Source organism: Streptomyces sp. CT34 (assembly GCF_000805335.1).
In the GTDB taxonomy this organism is placed as follows: Bacteria; Actinomycetota; Actinomycetes; order Streptomycetales; family Streptomycetaceae; genus Streptomyces.
Window position 1 is genome coordinate 6,854,666 of the sequence record NZ_KN708638.1, and the last position, 2,457, is coordinate 6,857,122.

Below are 2,457 nucleotides of genomic sequence, written 5' to 3' on the forward strand. Positions count from 1 at the left end.
CGGCGCTGCCCGGCGCCTCGTAGGTGTAGAAGCCGCGGCCCGCCTTGCGGCCGGTCAGCCCGGCCTCCGCCAGCTGGCCCAGGATCGGCGCCGGGGCGTGCAGCCGGTCGTGCGACTCGGCGTACATCGCCTCCAGGACCGTACGGGCGGTGTCCACCCCGATCAGGTCGAGCAGCGCCAGCGGGCCCATCGGCAGACCGCAGCCGAGCTTCATCGCGGCGTCGATGTCCTCACGGGACGCGTACTTCGACTCGTACATCGCCGCGGCCTGGTTGAGGTAGCCGAACAGCAGCCCGTCGGCGACGAAACCGGGCCGGTCGCCCACCGCGATCGGATCCTTGCCCAGGTCGCGGGCGAGCTCGGTGACGGCGGCGACCGCGGTCGGGGCGGTGAGCACCGACGAGACCACCTCGACCAGCTTCATCGCGGGTGCCGGGTTGAAGAAGTGGACGCCGAGCACCCGCTCGGGGCGCGGCGAGTCGGCGGCGAGCCGGGTCACCGACAGCGCGTTGGTGCCCGTGGCGAGGATCGCCTCCGGCCGGACGATGCCGTCCAGCGCGGCGAAGACCTGCCGCTTGAGTTCGTAGTCCTCCGGCACCACCTCGATGACGAGATCGGCGTCCGCGGCGGCCTGGAGGTCGCCGAACGTACGGAAGCGGGCCAGCACCTCCTGCCGCTCCCGCTCGGTGAGCCGCTCCCGGCGCACGGCGCGGGCGGTGGAGGCTTCGAGGGTGGCACGGGCCTGCCGGATCGCGGCGTCATCGGTGTCGATGCCGATGACCTCGCGGCCGGCGCGGGCGAGCACCTCGGCGATGCCGGTGCCCATGGTGCCGAGACCGACCACGGCGACCGTGGCAAGGGACAGTGCGGAAGCGGGTGTTGAGAGGTCAGGGGTGGACTGAGGGCCCATCGCGAGACTCCTGAGGGTGTTCCCCTGGGGCAGGGGAGAAGTGACGACTGAGGGGTGTCCGCGGAGCGGACGAACGGGCCGCACGGAGCGTGAGAAGCAGCGCGCAGCGGCGGGCGGCGAGGGGCCGCGGGCCGCAGCACTGCGGGCAGCGCCGGCGGTGCGGGAGGCGCGGCGGGCCCTGTCCCGGGGCCGTGCCGTTTCTCCGTACGTGTCGTGCGGTGCGTGGCGAGGAAGCGTGCCACGCGTCGTGTTGTGCGGTGCCGAACCGACTTCACTCTTCGGCGGCTGCGTCACCAGGCCGCCCGAGCAGGGGTACTGCTCGTTCCAGCAGGTTAACCGGTGGGTAACCGAAGCGCCAGGGGTAGTGCGGGTCATTAGGCTGTGGTGCAGGCCACGTCGCGCGGATCCGGGCGGCCAGGCGGGAGGGGAGCGACAAATGGAAGACGAATTCCACGAGTTGACGGACCGGGTGCGGGCCGAACTCCGCTCCCCACAGGATCTGGTGGCCTACGAGCGGCTGCTCGGGCTGGCCCGCAAGAACACCCCCGCGGGGCGCGAGGAACTGGCCCGCATGCTGGTCGCCGTGGAGCGCCCCCTGTGGGCCCGCGAGATCGCCGCCTTCATCCTCGGCTGCGCCGGCGACAAACGCGCCTTCGAAACCCTCGTCCTGCTCCTGAACTACCGCGAACCGGTCCGCTGCGCCACCGCCGCACACGCCCTCGGCAAGCTCGGCGACCCGCGCACCGCGCGCGCCGCCGCCGCCCTCGCCACCAACCCGCTGCGCACCGCCTACGCCCTGCACCCGGTACGCCTGCTCGTCGAGCTCCGCGCCCCGCAGTCCGTCCCGGCGCTGATCGCCACCCTGGAGCGGCTGCTGATCCCGCACAACCCGTACTGGCGGGTGGCCCTGGCCTGCGTCGAGGGCCTGGGCGCCCTGGGCGACCGGCGCGCGGTCCCCGCACTGACGGCCGCCACCGCCCACCCCCGGCTCGCCGCGGCCGCCGCCGCCTCACTGGCGCGGCTCGGCGTCCACGAGGACGCGACGCGGACGGCGGGCGGCGGCACACCGGGGGACGGGGCCGCGGCCGACGCCGGACCCCGGGGCGGCCCCTCGGCGGACGCGCCGTAGGTGCCGGGGCGAGCGGCGCCGGCCCGGGCGTCCAGGGACTCAGGCGGGCGATGGCGGCGGACGCCGGTAGCGCAGTTCCGGGACGCTCCGGCCGCCCACCTCGTACGCCTCCGCCGCCCCGTCCGGCACGAACCCGGCACGCTCGTAGAACCGCCGGGCGCGCAGATCGCCGCGCACCACCCAGAGGCACAGCGTGCCGAACCCGCTCGCCCGGGCCCGGTCCGTCCCGGCGGCCAGCAGTTCGCGGCCGACGCCGGTGCCGATCAGACCGGGCTCCACGTAGAGGGCCGGCAGCTCGCCCACGGGCAGCCGGGAACCGCTCGGCCCGCCGCCCTCCGGGGCGATGTCGGCATCCCGGGCCGGTCCGAGAGCGACCCAGCCGACCACCTCCCCGGCCCGCTCCGCCACCGGCTCCCAG

2 protein-coding genes and 1 pseudogene are annotated in these 2,457 nt (G+C 75.1%); 1 reads left to right on the top strand and 2 read right to left on the bottom strand.

Features of this window, described 5'->3' with window-relative positions:
• Window positions 1-910 (bottom strand): annotated as a pseudogene (locus RZ84_RS41905) (3-hydroxyacyl-CoA dehydrogenase NAD-binding domain-containing protein); the annotation flags it as partial.
• 436 nt (window positions 911-1,346) lie between these two features.
• Between RZ84_RS41905 and RZ84_RS29925 the strand changes: the two are divergent.
• Window positions 1,347-2,039: a HEAT repeat domain-containing protein gene (locus RZ84_RS29925; protein ID WP_043267399.1), complete on the top strand. Its 693-nt coding sequence runs from the start codon at window positions 1,347-1,349 to the stop codon at window positions 2,037-2,039.
• 39 nt (window positions 2,040-2,078) lie between these two features.
• Here the strand turns inward: RZ84_RS29925 and RZ84_RS29930 are convergent.
• Window positions 2,079-2,457, bottom strand: a 379-nt coding sequence (locus tag RZ84_RS29930; protein WP_241777919.1) for a GNAT family N-acetyltransferase, incomplete at its 5' end; no start/stop codon positions are given.

Bases quoted from the DNA above. Each gene is read 5' to 3' on its own strand.
- RZ84_RS29925 (WP_043267399.1), top strand. From the start codon at position 1,347: ATGGAAGACGAATTCCACGAGTTGACGGACCGGGTGCGGGCCGAACTC.